A 2,838-nucleotide genomic window follows, 5' to 3' on the forward strand; every position below is an offset into this window, starting at 1 on the left:
TCGCGGTCGAGGAAGACCGGAACCGAAAGGCGTCGGACCCTTTTCGGTTCACTCGCCACGCCGAGGTGTTCATGACGTACGGCAGTGGGGCAGGCCCGGCACGGGGCCTGGAATCAGATAGCGCGCCGGTCTCCGGCGTCCTCGTCGGACGTACCCAGCTCGCGCAGTGCGGAATCACGGACGCTGATGATCCGTTGCTCGGCAAGTTCGACCGCGAGGTCGGCGTCTTGCTCGACGATCGCGGTGTGGAGCGCACGCCAGCGCTTGGCGAACTTCGGCAAGTCGCGGGGAGTGGCGGCCAGACCGACGCGCACATACCGAAGGGTCTGCAGGGAGACCGACTGCAACAGCTCCGCCACGATGCGATTGCGCGAGACCTGTGCAACGGTGCTGTTCAGCAGAAATGTGGCGACCGCGTAGGCGTCGACCGACTCTCGAGCGCCTTGCAGCACCCGGGGCATGTTGGCGTCGAATACCGCCTTCAGATCGTCCGGCTGCTCCGTCAATTCCTGGCGCAGCAACATCACGTAGAGGGCGGCGCGGACGTTGAACAGATCGCGGACGTCGCCCGCACACAGATCCGTCACCACCGCGCCCCGCCGAGATTGGAAGTGCACGAGTCGGTCACGCTCGAGAATCCGCAGCGCCTCGCGCACCGGTGCCCGACTGACCTCCAGCACCGCACTGATGTCCTGCTCGAGGAGGCGCTGACCCGAGTCCACATGGCCAAGTGTGATGACACCAGCGAGCTTCGCGGCGATCTGCTCGGCGAGGGACGCCGCCACACCGGCCGCACCCCGGTTCCTGAGCACCGCCTGCTCCACGGCGAGCATCAGCTCGTTCTGCGGAACCAGCAGCGTGGAAAGGTCCGGAAGATCCTGCGTCTTGATCCGACCCATCGCGAACCTTTCTGCCGTGTGCCGTCAGTTCCTTCACAGGCTAGTCTGCCGCGAAGGCGCTGCGCGCCCGTGCGTGGTTAGCGAGTCTCTGGACTCGTCAACCACGCACGGGCGGCGGAGCCGCCTACAGGGCCTTGAGTTCCTCGGTGACGTCGGCGACCGACTTCTTCGCGTCCCCGAAGAGCATGGAGGTGGTGTCGGCGAAGAACAGCGGGTTGTCGATGCCGGCGAAGCCGGAGTTCATCGACCGCTTCAGCACGATCACCGACTTCGACTGATCCACGTTCAGGATCGGCATCCCGTGGATCGGCGACGACGGATCGTTGCGGGCGGAGGGGTTGGTGACATCGTTCGCGCCGATCACCAGGGTGACATCGGTGCGCGCGAACTCGTCGTTGATGTCGTCCATTTCCTTCATCGCGTCGTACTCCACGTCGGCCTCGGCGAGCAGCACGTTCATGTGCCCGGGCATCCGGCCCGCGACCGGGTGGATGGCGTACTTGACCTCCACGCCCTTCGACTCGAGCATCTTCGCCATGTCCTTGACCGCGTGCTGCGCCTGCGCGACGGCCAACCCGTACCCGGGGACCACGATCACCTGATTCGCGTACGCCATCTGGATCGCCGCATCAGCCGCCGAGGTGGACTTCGCCGTCCGGGCGGTGCCGTCCCCCACCGCCGCCGCGGTACCGCCGCCACCGAACCCGCCGGCCACGATCGCCGGGATGGACCGGTTCATCGCCTTCGCCATCAGGTTCGTCAGGATCGAACCCGACGCCCCGACGATCATCCCGGCCACGATCATCGCCTGATTATTGAGTGCCAGACCCGCCGCCGCCGCGGACAGACCCGTCAACGCGTTCAGCAGGGAGATGACGACGGGCATGTCGGCGCCGCCGATCGGCAGCACCACCATCAACCCCAGCACCGCCGCCAACACCAGCACCCCGACGATCCACCACTGGACGTGGGTGCGGCCGGGTCGATGGCCTTGACCCCGATGATCACCGCGAGCGCGACGGCACCGATCAGCAGCACCGCGTTCAGCGGCTGCTGCAACCGGCCGATGCCGATCGGGCGGCCGGGCAGGGTTTCCTGCAGCTTCAAGAACGCGATCACCGAACCCCAGAAGGAGATCGACCCGATGATCGCCGCGAACAGCGACGCGATGACGATGTGCACCGTCGGCGACTCACCATGCGCGAAGGCGGTGAACCCGTCCGAGTCCAGGAATTCGGCGTACGCGATCAGGGCGACGGTGCCGCCGCCGACCCCGTTGAACAACGCCACCAGCTGCGGCATCGCGGTCATCTTCGTCCGCAACGCCGGCGGCACCCCCAACACCACACCGATCACCAGACCGGTGACGATCAGCACCCAGTTGGAGGTGCCGCGGATCGCGATCAGGGTGGCGACCACCGCCACGACCATGCCCGCGGCGGCGATCTGGTTACCGCGGACCGCGGTCTTCGGGCCGGTCAGACCCATCAGACCGTAGATGAACATCGCGAACGCCACGATGTAGAGCACGTTGACGAGGTATTCCATTACTTGTCCCCACCCTTCTCAGCAGCAACGGGTGCGGTGGGTTTGGATTTGAACATCGCCAGCATCCGGTCGGTGACCACGAAACCACCGACCACGTTGATCGTTCCGAACACCAGGGCGACGAACAGGATCACCTGCAGCCCCCACGGCGGGTTCTCGACCTTCCCCAGCACCACCAGGGCGCCGAGCACGACGATGCCGTGGATGGCGTTGGTGCCCGACATCAGCGGGGTGTGCAACGTGTTCGGGACCTTCGAGATCACCGCGAACCCCACGAACCCCGACAACACCAGGATCGCGATGTTCGCCAACAATTCGGTATACATCTAGGACACACCCTCCTCACGGGTGACGCAGGACGCGGCGAGGACCTCGTCCGAGAAATCGGGGG

2 protein-coding genes and 1 pseudogene are annotated in these 2,838 nt (G+C 65.8%); all 3 read right to left on the reverse strand.

The window, feature by feature from the left end; translation table 11 throughout:
* Nucleotides 1–113: 113 nt before the first annotated feature.
* Nucleotides 114–899: a GntR family transcriptional regulator gene (locus RJ1_RS44685; RefSeq protein ID WP_073371139.1), complete on the reverse strand. Its 786-nt coding sequence runs from the start codon at nt 897–899 to the stop codon at nt 114–116.
* Nucleotides 900–1,023: 124 nt separating this feature from the next.
* Nucleotides 1,024–2,447: pseudogene (locus RJ1_RS44690) on the reverse strand (NAD(P)(+) transhydrogenase (Re/Si-specific) subunit beta).
* The gene (locus RJ1_RS44695) at nt 2,447–2,773 is read right to left on the reverse strand and encodes an NAD(P) transhydrogenase subunit alpha part 2 (RefSeq protein ID WP_073371140.1); all 327 of its coding nucleotides are present in this window, start codon (nt 2,771–2,773) and stop codon (nt 2,447–2,449) included. Before RJ1_RS44695 ends, RJ1_RS44690 begins: the two are co-directional and overlap by 1 nt.
* Between the last annotated feature and the right edge of the window lie 65 nt (nt 2,774–2,838).

The sequence above is a fragment of the Rhodococcus jostii NBRC 16295 genome, assembly GCF_001894825.1.
Taxonomy (GTDB): Bacteria; Actinomycetota; Actinomycetes; order Mycobacteriales; family Mycobacteriaceae; genus Rhodococcus_F; species Rhodococcus_F jostii.

What these genes read in the sequence shown, in the direction of transcription:
- RJ1_RS44685 (WP_073371139.1), bottom strand. Translation starts at nt 899, where the DNA reads ATGGGTCGGATCAAGACGCAGGATCTTCCGGACCTTTCCACGCTGCTG.
- RJ1_RS44695 (WP_073371140.1), bottom strand. Translation starts at nt 2,773, where the DNA reads ATGTATACCGAATTGTTGGCGAACATCGCGATCCTGGTGTTGTCGGGG.